Below are 16,331 nucleotides of genomic sequence, written 5' to 3' on the forward strand. Positions count from 1 at the left end.
TCAGATCATCCTCTCCAACACGACGAGGGACCGGTCCGACACCCGGATGGTGCCGCCCGCGCTGATCACCGTGGCGTCGCCCGGCTCGGGTTGGGCCGTGCTGATCACCCGTTCCCACTTCTGGCCGTACTCGCTGCCGGGCATGGTGAAGTCCAGCGGCGCGTCGTGGGCGTTGAAGCAGAGCAGGAACGAGGCGTCGTGGTGGCGCTGGCCGTACTGGCCGCGCTCGCGGATGCCCTCGCCGTTGACGAAGAGCGCCACCGAGCGGCCGAAGTCGTTGCCCCAGTCCTCGCCGGTCATCTCCCGCCCGTCCGGGGTGTGCCAGGCCAGGTCGGGCAGCGGCTCGTCGATGCCGCGCCCGCCCACCGGCAGGCCGGTGAAGAACCGGCGACGGCGGAACACCTGGTGTCGTTTCCGGAACGCGGTGAGCGTGCGGACGAAGTCGAGCAGTTGCTCGTCGGCGTTGTCCCAGTCGACCCAGGCCAGCTCGTTGTCCTGGCAGTAGACGTTGTTGTTGCCGCGCTGGGTGCGGCCCAGCTCGTCGCCGTGGCCGATCATCGGCACGCCCTGCGACAGCATCAGGGTGGCCAGGAAGTTGCGCCGCTGCTTGGCGCGCAGGGCGAGCACCGCCTCGTCGTCGGTGTCGCCCTCGACCCCGCAGTTCCAGGACCGGTTGTGGCTCTCGCCGTCCCGGTTCTCCTCGCCGTTGGCCTCGTTGTGCTTGTCGTTGTACGACACCAGGTCGTTGAGGGTGAACCCGTCGTGCACGGTGACGAAGTTGATGCTGTGGAACGGGCGGCGGCCGTCGTCCTGGTAGAGGTCGGCGGAGCCGGAGATCCGGGACGCGAACTCGGCCAGGGTGGCCGGCTCGCCGCGCCAGAAGTCCCGCACGGTGTCGCGGTACTTGCCGTTCCACTCCGTCCACAGCGGCGGGAAGTTGCCCACCTGGTAGCCGCCGGGGCCGACGTCCCACGGTTCGGCGATCAGCTTCACCCGGCTGACCACCGGGTCCTGCTGCACCACCTCGAAGAAGGTGGAGAGCCGGTCCACCTCGTAGAACTCCCGGGCCAGGGTGGCCGCCAGGTCGAACCGGAAGCCGTCGACGTGCATCTCGGTCACCCAGTAACGCAGCGAATCCATGATCAGTTGCAGGGAGTGCGGGCTGCGCACGTTGAGGCTGTTGCCGGTGCCGGTGTAGTCGACGAAGTAGCGCCGGTCCTCCTCGCTGAGCCGGTAGTAGCTCGGCGCGTCCACACCCTTGAAGCTCAGCGTCGGGCCGAGGTGGTTGCCTTCGGCGGTGTGGTTGTAGACCACGTCGAGGATGACCTCGATGCCGGCCGCGTGCAGCGCCTTCACCATGCCCCGGAACTCCTGCACCTGCTGGCCGAGCCGGCCCAGCGCGGAGTAGCCGTGGTGCGGGGCGAAGAAGCCGATCGTGTTGTAGCCCCAGTAGTTGCGCAGCCCCAGGTCGACCAGGCGGTTGTCGTGGATGAACTGGTGCACCGGCATCAGCTCGATCGCTGTCACCCCGAGCCGGGTCAGATAGTCGATCATCGGCGGGGAGGCGATGCCCGCGTACGTGCCGCGCAGCTCCTCCGGGATGTCGGGGTGGCGCATGGTCAGCCCGCGTACGTGCGCCTCGTAGATCACCGAGTGGTGGTAAGGGGTGCGCGGCGGCTTGTCGTTGCCCCAGTCGAAGTACGGGTTGACCACCACCGACTTCGGCATGAACGGCGCGGAGTCGGTCTCGCTCATCCGCTCCGGCTCGTCCATGTCGTAGTCGTAGACCGCCGGGTCCCACTGGACGTCACCGTCGATGGCCTTGGCGTACGGGTCGATCAGCAGCTTGTGCGGGTTGCAGCGCAGCCCGTTCGCCGGGTCGTACGGGCCGTACACCCGGTAGCCGTAGCGCTGGCCCGGCTCGATGCCCGGCAGGTACGCGTGCCACACGTAGGCGTCCACCTCGCGCAGCTCGACGCGGCGCTCCGCGCCGGTGTCCCACTCGTCGAAGAGGCACAGCTCGATCCGCTCGGCCACCTCGGAGAAGATGGCGAAGTTGGTGCCCATCCCGTCGTAGGTGGCGCCAAGGGGGTACCGCTCGCCCGGCCAGACCTGCATGTCGCTCCTTCAGACCGTGGTCATGTGCGCGGGTATTGCCCTGCCCCCGGGCACGCCAATCCATCCTTGCAGGCGGGTGACCGGAAACGGCCTGTCTGATGCGTGCTACACCACTCAGGTGTCCTCCGTCACGAAGGCCCTTTTCGAGATGCGTTCTTGGCCCGGATGCACTTTCCTTGTTGGGGGCATGCGTCCGCGCGCGTCCCGCCAGGCCCTCAGCCACCCCTTACACCTCTCGCTCCGCCGCCACTGATGCCGGCGCGCACCACCATGCATGGACGGAGATTGATGTGACGACCCTGCGGGTCGACGAGCAGCTCGCTGCCACCCTGGACCGGGCCCACCGGCCCACCCTGACCTCCCGGCCCCAGCTTTCGACCCAGCCCGGTGTTTCCGCGCAGCCCGGTACGCCCGTGCCGGCGCAGACCGGCCCCGGGGTGCCCCCGCAGACCCGCCGCATCCTCATGCTGTCCTGGGAGTACCCGCCGGTGCTCGTCGGCGGTCTCGGCCGGCACGTGCACGCCCTGTCAGTGGCGCTGGCCGCCGCCGGCCACGAGGTCACCGTCGTCACCCGGCACAGCGACGGCGCACCCCTGGAGGAGTACGCCGAGGGCGTGCGCATCCTGCGCGCCCCCGAAGACCCGGTCACCTTCCCCCTCGCCACCGACTCGCTGCTGGCCTGGACGATGGCCTTCAACCACACCCTCACCCGCACCGCGCTGCGCGCCACCCAGGCCGGCTCGTACGACGTCATCCACGCCCACGACTGGCTGGTGGCGCACACCGCGATGACGTTGCGCGACCACCTGGACATCCCGCTGGTCAGCACGATCCACGCCACCGAGGCCGGGCGGCACCAGGGCTGGCTGCCGGAGGAGATGAACCGCACCATCCACGGCGTCGAACAGTGGCTCAGCAGCGAGTCCAACCGGGTGATCGTCTGCTCCGGGTACATGCGCGACGAGGTGAACGCGCTGTTCGGCGTACCGGCCGGGCGGGTCGACGTGGTCGCCAACGGGGTGGAGCCGCACCGCTGGCGGGTGCCCGCGAGCGCGGTGGCCGCCGCCCGCGCCCGGTTCGCCGGGACCGGTCCGCTGGTCACCTTCGCCGGCCGCCTGGTGTACGAGAAGGGCGTGCAGCACCTGATCGCCGCGCTGCCCCAGCTGCGCGAGCGGCACCCCGGGCTGCGTGCCGTGATCGCCGGTGACGGCCCGTACCGCGCCGAGTTGGAGGCCGAGGTGCACCGCCGCGGCCTGGGCGGCATGGTCACCATGCCGGGCTTCCTGGGCGGCACCGACCTGCCGGCGCTGATGGCCGCGTCCGACTGCTTCGCCGTGCCCAGCATCTACGAGCCGTTCGGCATGGTCGCCCTGGAGGGCGCCGCGGCCGGCGCTCCCCTCGCCGTCGCCGCCACCGGTGGCCTCGGCGAGATCGTCGAGCCGGGCGTCACCGGGATGACCTTCCGCCCGCACGACCCGGACGGCCTGACCGACGCCGTGGACGCGCTGCTGTCGGATCCCGAGCACGCCCGCGTGATGGCCCGCCGCGCCCGCCGGATGGTCCACGACCAGTACGGCTGGGCCGCGATCGCGCAACGCACCGCCGCCAGCTACGCCGCCGCCATTCAGCACGACGCGGCGTTCACCGCCGAGCGCGCCGAGCAGCGGATGTCCCAGGGTCGTGCCCTCCCGGCGCTTCCCGAGGGCAACCTGCTCGCCGCCGCCGGCCTGCGCTGACCCTCGCCGGCCGGGCGGTTTGCGGTTGATCGACTCGGTTTTCGTGAAGTCGGGGTGTCCCAGCGCTGGGGACGCCCCGACTTCCTGAAGGCCGAGTCGATCACGCTGGGCTCGCGGTCCGGCTCCCGCCGGCCAGGCCGTGGCCCGGCGGCGTTCGGGCGGGTCGCGTCGCTCGGCGGCGTTCGGGCGGGCCTGTCAGGATGTGCGGATGTCTCGCGCTGTCGACGCCCTTGATGCCACCTTTCCGACCGCCGCCTCGATCGCGCTGGAGCTGATCCGACGCCCCGAGGTGACCGACCAGTGGCCGAGGCCGAGCGCGCTGCCGCACCTGTCCGTGGGTGGCCTGGCCTGCCACCTGGGCCGTCAGGCGGTACGCGCGGCGGAGCTGCTGCCGATGCCGACCGACCTGCCCACCTTGGATTCGGCCGACAACCACTACGAGCAGGCGCCCTGGGTCAGCGAGGGCACGCCGGACGAGGAGTCGGTCGCCGAGGGCCCCGACGAGGCGGACGCGGCACGCGGACCAGCCGACCTGCACGCGCGTTCCGCCCACGCGCTGGACGTGGTCGGCGACCTGCTCTCCGGAGGTGCCGCACGTGACATCGTGCCGATCCCATGGCAGGGCTGGTCGCTACGGCGCGGGGACTTCCTGCTCACCCGTCAGCTGGAGATCGTCGTGCACTCCGACGACCTCGCGGTGAGCGTCGGCCTACCCACTCCGGAGTTCCCGGCGGACGTCTTCGACCCCGTACGCGACCTGCTGGTCCGACTGGCCGTGCGCCGCCGTGGTCAGTCCGCGCTGATCAGCGCCCTGAGCCGCAGCGAGCGAGCCCGGAACATCTCCGCCTTCTGACTGCCGGCCCGTCGCCGACCACCATCGCCGGGGGCGTCCCAACGTGCCGGGCGTGATCGACTCGGCCTCCTGAAAGTCGTGCTGTTCCGGCACGAGGAACACCGCGCCTTCAAGAAACCCGAGTCGATCATGCCGGGACGGGCAGCTCTGACGCACCGAACGCGGCAGGCCGCCGGCCCGGAGGGGCCGACGGCCTGCTGATGAAGCGGTGAAGCGAGGAGCGGGTCAGCGCTCGTTGAAGGGGACGTAGTCCCGCTCGGCGGAGCCGACGTAGACCTGCCGCGGACGGCCGATCTTGGTCTCCGGGTCGTTGATCATCTCGCGCCACTGGGCGATCCAGCCCGGAAGCCGGCCGAGCGCGAAGAGGACCGTGAACATCTTGGTCGGGAAGCCCATGGCCTTGTAGATCAGGCCGGTGTAGAAGTCCACGTTCGGGTAGAGCCGGCGGGAGACGAAGAAGTCGTCGGCGAGGGCGATCTCCTCCAGCTCCATGGCGATGTCCAGCAGCGGGTCGGGCTTGGCCATCCGGCCCAGCACGTCCTGCGCGGCCTTCTTGACGATCGCCGCCCGCGGGTCGTAGTTCTTGTAGACCCGGTGGCCGAAGCCCATCAGCTTGACGCCGTCCTGCTTGTCCTTGACCTTGCGGACGAAGGAGCGGACGTCGCCGTCGCCGGCGTGGATCTGCTGGAGCATCTCCAGCACCGCCTGGTTCGCACCGCCGTGCAGCGGCCCGAACAGCGCGTTCACGCCGGCCGAGACCGAGGCGAACAGGTTGGCGTTGCTGGAGCCGACCAGCCGGACGGTCGACGTGGAGCAGTTCTGCTCGTGGTCGGCGTGCAGGACGAAGAGCATGTCCAGCACCTTCGACATCACCGGGTCGACCACGTACGGCTCCGCCGGCACGCCGAACGTCATCCGCAGCAGGTTGTCCACGTACCCCAGCGAGTTGTCCGGGTATAGCAGCGGCTGACCGATGGACTTCTTGTAGGCGTACGAGGCGATGGTGGGGACCTTCGCCATCAGCCGGACCGTGGAGATCTCCACGTGCTCGGAGTCGAACGGGTCCAGGCTGTCCTGGTAAAAGGTGGACAGAGCGCTCACCGCGGACGAGAGCACCGCCATCGGGTGGGCGTCCCGGGGGAAGCCGTCGAAGAAGCGGCGCATCTCCTCGTGCAGCAGCGAGTGCCGCCGAATCCACTCGGTGAACTCGGTCAGCTGCTGCTCGGTCGGCAGCTCACCGTAGATGAGCAGGTAGGAGACCTCCAGGAAGGAGGACTTCTCGGCCAACTGCTCGATCGGGTACCCCCGGTAACGCAGGATCCCCGCGTCGCCGTCGATGTAGGTGATCGCGGATGAGGCAGCGGCGGTGTTGACGAAACCGGGGTCGTACGTGGTCATCCCGGTTTCTTTCAGCAGCTTGCTCACCCCGATACCGGCGGGGCCCTCGACCGCAGGATGCACCGGCATCGACAGCTGCCCACCGGGGTGATCGAGCTTGACTTCCGTCATGTGGTTCCTCGCTTCGCCGGCAGATCTACGTTGAATTGCCTTCGCTTCTACCGTAATTGCGGCTCGGGGGACAACGCCCGCCGTGGTTCGGCGGTGAGGTATGCGTCACCCGATTCCCGGCCGGGCGGCCGGGAAACCCGGCATTCCGCCAGCCGGGAGCAGACCGGACCGACTCCGGGGAGCCAGGCCCGGCAGGCGCCGGAAGCCACAGTCAGGACAGGGTGAGGCGTCGCAGCGTACCGTCCGTCGCGATTTGAAAGACGTCGAGCTTGTTGGTGCCGGCGTGGAACAGCTTGTCGTCGGCGAGCAGCGCGGCGAACCGGCGTCCGCCGGGGTCGGCGGGCACCACCGGGACGACGGCCCCGATGCGGCCGTTGACGGCGACGGCAAGGAGGGTGCCGTCCGGGATCCGGTCCGGGACGTCGCCCCAGACGAGCGCCGGGAGGGTGCCGGTGTCCGGGTCCATGGCGGTGAACGCGGCCAGGTCGGCGACTCGGGCGCTGCCGGCGGCCGGGCCGGCGCGTACCTCGGTACCGACCAGGGGGTGCGGTGTCGGCACCGGCGGCGGGGCGGGCACCCCACCGGGGAAGGTGACCGGTTCGCCGGGGCGGTCGTAGAAGTGCTTCGTACCGTCGGTGCGGGGGGCCTGCCGGGCGGAGCGCCCGTCGACCCGCCAGGGCAACCGGACGCCGGCCTCGTCGGCCATGGTCGGCAGCAGGTCGACATGTTCCCAGTTGCGGTCGTCCACCCGGCCGGTCTGCTGCCGGGGTTCCTTGACGAACGTCGGCACCCAGGCGACCTCGCCCGCCGCGGCCTTGATGGCGTCCATGCCCCGGCCCTGGGCGCCAGGGTGGAAGCTGACCCCGTGGTCGGCGGTCACCACGACGAGGGCCTGGTCGTAGAGGCCGTTGGCACGCAGCGTCCGCAGCGTCTCGCCGATCAGCCGGTCGGTGTAGCCGAGCTGGGCGAGGTGCCGCTGCCGGGCCAGGTCGACCCAGCCGACGCCGTCGTTGGGCAGGTCCTCGGGGGCGTCGTAGCGCGCACCGGACGGCAGGTACGCCCACGGTGAGTGCGGCATCAGCAGGTGCAGGAAGTGCAGGGTGGGCCGGGTGGTCGGCTTCAGCCCGGCCAGGAAGCTGGTGAACCGGGCCGGTTGGTTGTCGTCCAGGCTGTCCCAGCGGAACTTCGGGTCGGCCGGCACCGGTTCGGCGGCGTCCAGGCCGGCCTCGGCCCGGGTCTGCTCCCGGTAGGAGTCCTCCGGGTCGACAGTGCTGTCCGTCGGCCCGGCAACCCGGCCGAGCAGCTTGCCGGTTTCCCGGACCAGCACACCGATCCCCTGCTCCGGGGCGACCGGCTGCTCGCAGCGACTCGGTGGGCAGAGCCGGGTGATGCTCTCCTCGGCGCGGATGTCGTACAGGCCGCCGAAGGCGGTGAAGAGGTTGTCCGGGTACTGCGAGTAGTGCGGGGCGACCGACCGCGCCGGGTAGCGACCGGTGAGCATCGCCGGCAGCGCGTTGGGCGTCCACCCGCTGACGCCGGTGGAGTTGCGGTACCAGGTCGAGCCGCCGGCCAGCTCGGCGAAGTGCGGGTACCGCCCGGCGTCGATCTTCCCGTCCGCGCCCAGCAGGCTGACCAGGGGCAGCTCGTCGAGGATCAGCATGACCACCGGTGGGTGCACGGCCGAGCCCTGCGCGGTGCCGGCCGCACCGCCGTCGCCGCGCGGCAGCACCACCGCCGAGGCGGGTGAGAGGAGCAGGAAGAGCGCCACGAACGCCACCGGGCCGGCGGCGGCCAGTCGCAGCACCCGGCCCGGCGCCCGCCACCGCCGGTGCGCGGCAGCGCCGGCGGCGCCGGTCAACACGGCCACCAACAGCAGCGGTACGCCCCGAAGCGGCGTCACGTGCCGGCCCACCTGTACGGCGAGGGCGGCGACCAGCAGCCCGACCAGGCCGGTGTGGGTGATGGCGCGGGCGGTCCGGCCGGCCAGTCGGCTGATCGCGCCGAGCAGCGCCACCGCGAGGGTGGGGAGCACCGTCACCAGGGCGACCAGCAGCAGGATCTGGGCCGGGTCGGCACGATGGAAGAGGAAGAAGTCGGGGCTGCGGCCGAGCACGTCCAGCAGCGGTTGGGTGACCACCAGCCCGACCAGCGCGACCACCTCCAGCAGCCGACCCAGCTCGCCCCTCCAGCCCCGGTCCCAGCTCTCGGAGACTGGGCGCGGCAGGTCGTGCGGGGCCGGCGGGTCGGCGGCGGCTTCAGCCACCTATCACCGTCCGGTAGAGCGTGCGGGTCCCCGAGGGCAGTTCCAGCCGGTCGGTGATCCGGCCCCGGGCGGCGAGCAACGTCTCGAAGGTGTCGCGTCGGTAGTCCGGGAAGAGACCGGCGGGCTTGTTGGCGAGTAGCCGGGTCGCCATCGGGTCCTCCGGGTGGATGAACTCCACCACGACCGCGCCGCCCGGGGCGGTCAGCCCGGCCAGCCAGTCGATGACCTCCGGCAGCGGCACGTTGCGCCCGATCGCCAGGTGGTGCACCACGGCCAGGGCGAGCACCACGTCGGCGGACGCCCGCTCGGCGAAGCCGGCCCGCTCGACGCCCCGCCATCCGCCACCCGGCGAGGGGTCGGCCAGGTCCAGCACCAGCGGCAGGATGCGGCGCTGCCCCTCGGACCGCAGTTTGCGGTACAGCTCGTCGACGACTGTGGCGTCCTGTTCGACGGCGACCACGTAGTCGGCGTGCCCGGCCGCCAGCCGGGAGTACCGGCCGTCGTTGGCGCCGAGGTCGAGCACCAGCCGGGGGCGGTTGCCGGCGGCCACCGCGGTGGCCACGAACTGTTCCTTCGCCACCCGGTCCCGGACCGAGTAGCCGCAGGTGCGTTGGTAGTCCGACCAGTGGGTCTCGGGCGGGCGACGGTCCAGCTTGCGGACCAGCTTCTCGATGCCGCGTATGGTGGCGAGCAGCAACTCCCGGGAGAAGCCGGCGGCCCGCAGCTGGTCGCGGACCTCGCTGGTGCTGGCGGCGGCGTTGCGTTGCTGCATCGCCCCGTGCAGGTGCAGGTGGGTCAGCACCCCGGGGCGCAGCCGGCGGGCCCCGGTGAAGAGCGGCCGCAGCTCGTCGGCCTCGATGCCGTCGACCCGGGCGCGCAGCCACGGTTGAAAGTCGACGCCCAGGTGGGCGGTGAGCATCAGCGGGTAGAGCACGGTCTGGCAGAACTGCCGGTAGCCGGCCCACGGTTCGCCGTCGCGGACCGGCTCGAAGGAGCCGATGTCGATGAAGACCGGTTCGGCGCCGCGCCACTGGAGGTTGTACGCCGAGCCGTCCTTGGTGGTGAAACCCTCGCCGAGCGCGGCGTTGAGAATCTCCAGGTGCAGCAGGGCGGCGTCGCGCAGCATGCTGAACGACCACTCGTACGGGTGGGAGACGAACGGGATGCGCTCGTGGCGCAGCACGGCTGCCCACGGCGTCCCGGCCGCGGCGGGCACCAGGGTGGGCGGGGCGTCCTCGGTGGCGCAGACCTTGCGCGCGGCGACGAGCGCCGGGAAGAACGCGCTGCCGGTCAGGGCCCGCCAGCGCTCGGCGGCCTGGGTGTCCAGCCCGCGCAGCACCTCGTCGCCGACGTGGAAGACCCGGTTGGCCGGGTCGCGGAAGGAGGCCGGCTCGGGCCGTACCTCGGTGGGTGAGATCGCCATCGTGGGGGCTGGCCTGCTCAGCGCTGGTTGGTGGGTTGCCGGCGGAACCGGTCGACCAGCCGTCGCCAGTAGAGCTTCGCGGCGACCGCGGCGCCCGCCACCCCGCCGACGACGGCCTGCACGATCAGGCTGCCGGACCCCGCGTCCAGGTAGGCCAGATGTTCCACCGATCGCTCCTTGCCCTCGCCGCCTCGACACCGGCGTCCCGGGCGTACACCAATGAGGCTTTTAACCCATAAAGCCGGACTTGTCCATCACCGTACGCCGGTCGCTGTCGCCGTCGCGGCCACATCGGCGTACTCCCAGCCTCACCACAGAATGCGGCCGGGACCGCCAGGGCGCGGCGAGGACCCCGACGGGCGGCACACCCGCCGCGTCGTCGAGGTCCTCACCGAGATACTGGCCGGCTGACGCCTCAGCCGCGCCGATGGTGCATCCCGAGGCGCAGCAGCATGAACCGCAGCACGGTGGCGGCCAGGTTCGCGGCCACCAGCACGGCCAGCTCCACCGGCCGGGCCGGTACGGCGGAGACGGCGTGCAGCACCGCCAACGCGCCACTGGTCAACGCCAGACCGAGGGCGAAGGCCAGCAACCCCTGCGCGTGATGCCGGGCGGCGTGCCGGCGTCCGCTGATGCCGAACGTCAGCCGCCGGTTCGCGGCCGTGTTCGCCACCGCCGTCACCAGCAGCGCCAGCAGGTTCGCCGGTTGCGCGCCGAGCACGCCCCGGGTGGCCACGAACAGCAGCAGGTACGCGAGCGTGCTCGCCACCCCCACCGCCGCGAACCGGACCAGCTGCCGGGGCAACCCGACCGGCAGCTGCCCGAGTGGGGTTCCCGGCACGGTCGGCGGCGTCTCGCCCGACTGCGCACGCGGCGCGGTCAGCGGTGCCCGGCCAAGTTGGGCGCGCAGGTCGGCCAGGGGCAGCGCGCCGGTCAGCAGTGCCCGGCCCAGCCGACCCACGCCGCGCAGGTCGGCCAGGGCGGTGGCGACGATGTCGACCCGGCTGTCCGGGTCGTCGACCCAGTCCACCGGCACCTCGTGGATGCGCAGCCCGGCCCGCTGGGCGAGCACCAGCAGCTCGGTGTCGAAGAACCAGCCGGTGTCGCGTACCAACGGCAGCAGCTCCGTGGCCACGTCGGCGCGGATCGCCTTGAACCCGCACTGCGCGTCGGAGAACCGCGCCGCCAGCGCACCGCGCAGCAGCAGGTTGTAGGCCCGGGAGATCACCTCCCGCTTGGCGCCGCGCACCACCCGGGAGGTACGTGCCAGCCGGGTGCCGATCGCCAGGTCGGAGTGGCCGGAGATGAGCGGCGCGACAAGCGGCAACAGCGCCGCCAGGTCGGTGGATAGGTCCACGTCCATGTACGCCAGCACCGGCGCGGGCGACGCCGACCAGGCGGCGGAGAGCGCCCTCCCCCGCCCCTTGGCGTCCAGGTGCAGCACCTCGACGCCGGGCAGTTCAGCGGCGAGGCCGTCGGCCACCTTCAGGGTGTCGTCGACGCTGGCGTTGTCGGCGATGGTGATCTGGAACGGGTACGGGAAGTGCGCGCTCAGGTGGGCGTGCAGCCGCCGTACGCACGGCCCGAGGTCTGCCTCTTCGTTGTGGACCGGGATCACCACGTCCAGCACAGCGGCGGTGGGTCGGGCCTGGACGGCGGCCCGTGCGCCACCCAGCGGCCCGGTCACGACGCCTCCGTACCGGCGCTGAGGTCGTAGACGGTGACCCCGTCGACGGTCTGCGCCGTGAACCTCTCCGCGACCCAGGCGGCGATCTCCTGGGAGGCCGAGCTGCCGCCGTTGGCCCGGAAGCCACCACCACCGACAAAGTAGTGGATCTTTCCGTCGGCCACGTACCGCTGGAACTGCGCCAGGGTCGGTGACGGGTCACTGCCGTTGAACCCGCCGATCGGCATCACCGGATCGCCGGTGGCAAGCTGGTAGCCGGACGCGTTGTTCGAGCCGATGGTCGCCGCCACCCAGGTGTAGTCGTCGCTGTCGTGCTCCAGCAGCTCGCGCAGCGCGGCGCTGGGCTCACGGGCGTCGAGCAGCCCGCCCATCCCCCCGCCGGCCGAGCGTCCCTGACCGCCGGGTGCCTGGCCGCCGCCGGGGAAGCCGGGCATGCCGTTTCGACCACCGCCCGGGAAGCCGGGCCCCGCACCGCCGTTCTGACCCCGACCGTTCTGGGCCCCGCCGTTCTGGCCGCCACCGTTCTGGCCCCCGCCGTTCTGGCCGCCACCGTTCGGGCCGCCACCGTTCGGGCCGCCGCCGGGAAGCTGCTGGCCGCCGGGAAAAGCCCCCGGGAACTGGCCGCCGGCCGGCAGTTCCATGCTCCCGGGCGGTCGCCCGCCGGGGAAGCCGCCCCGGCCGAACCCGCCCGCCACGAACGGGCCGGCGCTCGGGATCGACCCGGTGTGCGGGGTCGCGGCGGTCTGCACCGCGTACGCCGCCGGACCGGCGAGGGCCGCCGCCGCGCCGAGACCCAGCACCACCGGCACCAACCGGCGGGGCAGTCGGGTGACCAGCAGGAGCAGCACCGCACCGACCAGGCCGGCGACGAGCACCGTGGTCCGCAACCACGGGTACCAGTCGGGGCTGCGCCCGAGCAGCACCCACGCCCACCAGACGGTGACCGCGAGGATGGCGGCGAGCGTCGCCGTGGCGGCCAGTGGACGCCACCGCCGCCCGCGCGTGTCGGCAGCGGAACCGTCGGCGGGCACGGACGCGGACGCGGGCAGCGACCCGCTGGCCGGTGTTGCGGCGACCGGTGTCTCAGCGGCCGGAGCGGCAGCCAGAGCGGCGGCCGGAGCGGCGGCCACGTCGACCGCCTCGGCCGGTCGCCGTTCGCGCCAGAGCAGCGTCACCCCGATGCCGACCAACGCGCCGATCGCCGGTGCGAGCGCCACCGTGTAGTAGGCGTGGAAGATCCCGGACATGAAGCTGAAGATCAGGCCGGTGACCAGCAGCCAGCCGCCCCAGAGCAGCAGCCCGGCCCTGGCCCGGTCGGTGCGCGCCGCCCGCCCGGCCAGCAGCAGGCCGACGACCACCAGGATCAGCGCGGCCGGCAGCAGCCAGGAGACCTGACCGCCGATCTCACCGCCGAACATCCGCAGCACACCGGTCTGCCCGGAGAACGGGCCGCCTCCACCCGGCCGCGCACCACCGCCGCCGACGCTGCCCACCTCCTCGCCGGTGATCCGGCCGAGGCCGTTGTAGCCGAGGGTCAGCTCCAGAATGCTGTTGCCCTGCGAACCGCCGATGTACGGGCGGGCGCTGGCCGGAACCAGCTCGACCAGCGCCACCCACCAGCCGGCGGAGACCAGCACCGCCAGCCCGGCCAGCAGCAGCTGCCGGACCCGCCGCCACAGCCCGGTCGGCGCGGCCAGCAGGTAGACGCCGGCGAAGACCGGCACCACCAGGAACGCCTGCAACATCTTGGTGAGGAAGCCGAAGCCGACCAGCACACCGACCAGCACGATCCACCGGGTGCTGGCCGTCTCCAGGGCGCGCACGGTGGCGTACGCCCCGGCGACCAGCAACAGGACCAGCAGCGCGTCGGGGTTGTTGAACCGGAACATCAGCGTCGCCACCGGGGTGACCGCGAGGACCGCGCCGGCGATCAGCCCGGCGGCCGGCCCGTACCAGCGCTTCACCGTCGCGTGGAGCACACCGACCGAGGCGACCCCGCAGAGCGCCTGCGGCACGAGCATCGCCCAGCTGTTGAGCCCGAAGACGCGGACGGAGAGAGCCATCAGCCACAGCGACGCGGGTGTCTTGTCGACGGTGATCGAGTTGCCGGCGTCCGAGGAGCCGTAGAGGAACGCCTTCCCGCTCACCGAGCCGGCCTGCACGGCCGCCGCGTAGAACGAGTTCGCCCAGCCGGACGCACCCAGGCCCCACAGGTAGAGCAGGCCGGTGGCGAGCAGCAGGACCACCAGCGCGGGCCGGGCCCAGGCCGGCGAGCGGCGCGTCGGCGGCGAGTGCTCGTCGGGGCGGGTGGCCGTCGGCGGCTCGGCGGCGGGTGCCGTCAGCAGGGTCTCTGTTCTGTCCATGCGGCCAGCCTCGACGGCTGGGCTGGCGCGACCCCGTGCGCCGACTATGCGTCAGCTGTGGGATTCGGCAGCCGGACAGTGAACACTGTCCGGCCTGGACGGCTGTCCACCGCGACCGTGCCGTGGTGGGCCTCCACCACCGCCGCGACGATCGCGAGGCCGAGGCCGGTGCTGCCGTGCGCGCGGGACCGGGAGCTGTCGCCCCGGGCGAACCGCTCGAACACCTCCGGTTGCAACTCCACCGGCACCCCGGGCCCGTCGTCGGCGACGGTGAGCACGGCGCTGTCGGCGTCGACAGCGAGGGTGATGGTGACCGTGCTGCCGGGTGGGGTGTGCACCCGGGCGTTGGTGAGCAGGTTCGCCACCACCTGGTGCAGTCGGGCGGCGTCGCCGGACACCCGGATCGCCACCTCGGGCAGTTCGAGCTGCCAGCGGTGGTCGGGGCCGGCGACGTGCGCGTCGCTGACCGCGTCCACCAACAGGGCGGTCAGGTCCACCGATTCGACCGCGAGCGGCCGGCCGGTGTCGAGGCGGGCCAGCAGCAGCAGGTCGTCGACGAGGCTGGTCATCCGGGTGCTCTCCGACTCCACCCGGCGCAGCGCGTGCGCCACGTCGGCGGGAACCTCGTCGCGGCCGCGCCGGGCCACCTCGGCGTAGCCGCGGATCGCCGCGAGGGGCGTCCGCAGTTCGTGGCTGGCGTCGGCGACGAACTGGCGTACCCGAGTCTCGCTGGCCTGCCGGGCGGAGAGCGCGTCGGCGACGTGGCCCAGCATCCGGTTCAACGCCGCGCCGACCTGACCGACCTCGGTGCGCGGGTCGGTGTCCGCGGCCGGGACCCGGACGGCGAGTGCCACCTCCCCACGGTCCAGGGGCAGCTCGGTGACGCGGGTGGCGGTGGCGGCCACCCGGTTGAGTGGTCGCAGGGTCGCCCGCACGATCAGCGCTCCGGCGGCGCCGGCGATGACCAGCCCGACGGCGGCCACCCCTACCTGCGCGGCGACCAGCGCCCAGACGGTCTCCTGGACGCCGGAGAGCGGAATCGCGACGACGCGTACCCGGCCGTCCCAGTACTGGCGGGCCACGGCCCGGTAGGCACCACGGTCGCCGAGGTCGACGGTGCGTGGTTTGGCGTCCACCGGCAGGTCCGCCAGCGCGGCGACCTCCCCGACCGGGACGGACTGCTCGTCGGGGAACGGATCGGCGCTGGACGGGCTCTTGGTCAGGGTCCGGGCGCTGGCCACCCGGCCGTCGGTGATCTCGGCGACCACCGCGCCGGCCGGCAACCCGAGCGGGACGCCCGGTCCGTTGCCCGGGAACGCCGGTCGCCCCGGACGGTCGCCCCGCATGGCCGGCGCGGGGGCCAGCTGGGCGTCGAGCCGGTCGATCAGGAAGTGCCGCAGCGCCACCGTGGTGATGCCGCCGATCGCGACGCTGACCAGGGCGAGCAGCGCGACAAGGGCAAACACCAGTCGGGTACGCAGGGAGCGGCCGGCCAGCCACCCCCGGGCGGCGCGCAGCGGGCGGCGCCTACTCGGCGGGTTTGAGGACATAGCCGGCACCGCGCAACGTGTGGATCATCGGCGTCCGACCGGCGTCGATCTTCTTGCGCAGGTACGAGATGTACAGCTCCACCACGTTGGCCTGGCCGCCGAAGTCGTAGTTCCACACCCGGTCGAGGATCTGCGCCTTGCTGAGCACCCGACGGGGGTTGCGCATCAGGTAGCGCAGCAGCTCGAACTCGGTAGCGGTGAGGGTGACGAGCTGGCCGTCCCGGCGGACCTCGTGGCTGTCCTCGTCGAGGCTGAGGTCACCGACGGTCAGCACCGCCTCCTCCTGGGCGGCGATCGCCAGCCCGGAGCGGCGCAGCAGCGCGCGCAACCGGGCGATCACCTCCTCCAGGCTGAACGGTTTGGTGACGTAGTCGTCGCCGCCGACGGTCAACCCGGCGATGCGTTCCTCGACCGCGTCACGGGCGGTCAGGAAGAGCACCGGCACGGTGGGGGCGTGCTCGCGCAGCCGGCGCAGCACCTGGAAGCCGTCCAGGTCGGGCAGCATCACGTCGAGCACCACGGCGTCCGGCTGGAACTGTCGGGCGGTGCTCAACGCCGCCATGCCGTTGCCGGCGGTGCGGACCTGCCAGCCCTCGTAGCGCAGCGCCATCGACAGCAGGTCGGTGAGCGTGGGTTCGTCGTCGACCACCAGCACCCGGACGGGTTCGCCGTCGGGGCGACGCAGCTCGATCCGGCCCGGTGCGACCTGCCCGTTCATGACCATGCGCCCATCGTGGCCGGCGTGCCTGTGCCGTGCCCCTGCGGAAGCTGTGCGTCGGCTGGGCGGCCGGGCCGACGCGACGCCGGCGTCGCCACCGGTCAGCCCCGC

11 protein-coding genes are annotated in these 16,331 nt (G+C 72.3%); 2 read left to right on the forward strand and 9 right to left on the reverse strand.

Annotated elements, in window-relative coordinates; translation table 11 throughout:
• Positions 1 to 2,118 carry a glycogen debranching protein GlgX gene (gene glgX, locus ABZU52_RS10855; protein ID WP_354970849.1) on the reverse strand — a complete coding sequence of 706 codons (2,118 nt, stop codon included), beginning with the start codon at positions 2,116 to 2,118 and terminating at the stop codon, positions 1 to 3.
• A 290-nt stretch (positions 2,119 to 2,408) separates the two neighbouring features.
• Between glgX and ABZU52_RS10860 the strand changes: the two genes are divergently transcribed.
• Both ABZU52_RS10860 and ABZU52_RS10865 read left to right on the forward strand, forming a co-directional pair.
• Positions 2,409 to 3,854, forward strand: a complete 1,446-nt coding sequence (locus ABZU52_RS10860; protein WP_354970850.1) for a glycosyltransferase family 4 protein — start codon at positions 2,409 to 2,411, stop codon at positions 3,852 to 3,854.
• Positions 3,855 to 4,062: 208 nt separating this feature from the next.
• On the forward strand, positions 4,063 to 4,707 hold the full coding sequence (locus ABZU52_RS10865; protein WP_354970851.1) for a maleylpyruvate isomerase N-terminal domain-containing protein: 645 nt from the start codon (positions 4,063 to 4,065) through the stop codon (positions 4,705 to 4,707).
• 225 nt (positions 4,708 to 4,932) lie between these two features.
• Here the strand turns inward: ABZU52_RS10865 and ABZU52_RS10870 are convergent, their stop codons facing one another.
• From ABZU52_RS10870 to ABZU52_RS10905, 8 genes are all read right to left on the reverse strand, one after another.
• Complete coding sequence (locus ABZU52_RS10870; protein WP_354970852.1) at positions 4,933 to 6,216, reverse strand: citrate synthase; 1,284 nt, start codon at positions 6,214 to 6,216, stop codon at positions 4,933 to 4,935.
• A gap of 211 nt (positions 6,217 to 6,427) precedes the next feature.
• Positions 6,428 to 8,440 carry a sulfatase-like hydrolase/transferase gene (locus ABZU52_RS10875; RefSeq protein WP_354970909.1) on the reverse strand — a complete coding sequence of 671 codons (2,013 nt, stop codon included), beginning with the start codon at positions 8,438 to 8,440 and terminating at the stop codon, positions 6,428 to 6,430.
• A gap of 31 nt (positions 8,441 to 8,471) precedes the next feature.
• Entirely contained in the window at positions 8,472 to 9,902 is a 1,431-nt protein-coding gene (locus ABZU52_RS10880) for a methyltransferase domain-containing protein (protein WP_354970853.1), read from the reverse strand.
• Between the two features lie 17 nt (positions 9,903 to 9,919).
• Complete coding sequence (locus ABZU52_RS10885) at positions 9,920 to 10,069, reverse strand: hypothetical protein (protein ID WP_354970854.1); 150 nt, start codon at positions 10,067 to 10,069, stop codon at positions 9,920 to 9,922.
• Positions 10,070 to 10,317: 248 nt separating this feature from the next.
• Positions 10,318 to 11,589 (reverse strand): glycosyltransferase, encoded by a 1,272-nt coding sequence (locus ABZU52_RS10890; RefSeq protein ID WP_354970855.1) that lies wholly within the window; start codon positions 11,587 to 11,589, stop codon positions 10,318 to 10,320.
• Positions 11,586 to 13,952, reverse strand: a complete 2,367-nt coding sequence (locus tag ABZU52_RS10895) for a glycosyltransferase family 39 protein (protein ID WP_354970856.1) — start codon at positions 13,950 to 13,952, stop codon at positions 11,586 to 11,588. The genes ABZU52_RS10890 and ABZU52_RS10895 overlap by 4 nt, the downstream gene beginning before the upstream one ends.
• Positions 13,953 to 13,996: 44 nt before the next feature.
• The gene (locus ABZU52_RS10900) at positions 13,997 to 15,502 is read right to left on the reverse strand and encodes a HAMP domain-containing sensor histidine kinase (protein WP_354970857.1); all 1,506 of its coding nucleotides are present in this window, start codon (positions 15,500 to 15,502) and stop codon (positions 13,997 to 13,999) included.
• Positions 15,480 to 16,226, reverse strand: coding sequence for a response regulator transcription factor (locus ABZU52_RS10905; protein ID WP_354970858.1), 747 nt, complete (start codon positions 16,224 to 16,226; stop codon positions 15,480 to 15,482). The genes ABZU52_RS10900 and ABZU52_RS10905 overlap by 23 nt, the downstream gene beginning before the upstream one ends.
• Positions 16,227 to 16,331: the final 105 nt, after the last annotated feature.

This window comes from Micromonospora sp. NPDC005220, from assembly GCF_040607895.1.
Lineage (GTDB): Bacteria > Actinomycetota > Actinomycetes > Mycobacteriales > Micromonosporaceae > Micromonospora.

Coding starts and splice junctions, on each gene's coding strand:
- glgX (WP_354970849.1), bottom strand. CDS start 2,118: ATGCAGGTCTGGCCGGGCGAGCGGTACCCCCTTGGCGCCACCTACGAC.
- ABZU52_RS10865 (WP_354970851.1), top strand. CDS start 4,063: ATGTCTCGCGCTGTCGACGCCCTTGATGCCACCTTTCCGACCGCCGCC.
- ABZU52_RS10870 (WP_354970852.1), bottom strand. CDS start 6,216: ATGACGGAAGTCAAGCTCGATCACCCCGGTGGGCAGCTGTCGATGCCG.
- ABZU52_RS10880 (WP_354970853.1), bottom strand. CDS start 9,902: ATGGCGATCTCACCCACCGAGGTACGGCCCGAGCCGGCCTCCTTCCGC.
- ABZU52_RS10895 (WP_354970856.1), bottom strand. CDS start 13,952: ATGGACAGAACAGAGACCCTGCTGACGGCACCCGCCGCCGAGCCGCCG.
- ABZU52_RS10900 (WP_354970857.1), bottom strand. CDS start 15,502: ATGTCCTCAAACCCGCCGAGTAGGCGCCGCCCGCTGCGCGCCGCCCGG.
- ABZU52_RS10905 (WP_354970858.1), bottom strand. CDS start 16,226: ATGGTCATGAACGGGCAGGTCGCACCGGGCCGGATCGAGCTGCGTCGC.